At 38.8% G+C, this 240-nt stretch carries 1 protein-coding gene; it reads left to right on the forward strand.

From position 1 onward, the window contains the following. Positions 1-240: DEAD/DEAH box helicase family protein (locus CBI42_RS12060; protein ID WP_142294173.1), on the forward strand; the 240-nt coding region annotated here is incomplete at both ends.

Consider the following 240-nt stretch of genomic DNA (forward strand, 5'->3'; position numbering starts at 1 on the left):
GAATCGTAGAAGAAAAAAGAGCCTTATTAGCTCATGAGGTAGGTTCAGGAAAGACTTTGACTATGCTTGGTGCTGGCTTTAAATTAAAGGAGTTGGGGATGGTTCATAAGCCCTTGTATGTGGTGCCCTCTAGTTTGTCTGCTCAATTTGGCCAAGAAATCATGAAATTTTTCCCTACTAAAAAAGTCTTTGTGACCACTAAGAAAGATTTTGTGAAGGCGAGAAGAAAACAATTTGTGT

It is taken from the genome of Streptococcus sp. KR (genome assembly GCF_002238115.1).
GTDB lineage: Bacteria > Bacillota > Bacilli > Lactobacillales > Streptococcaceae > Streptococcus.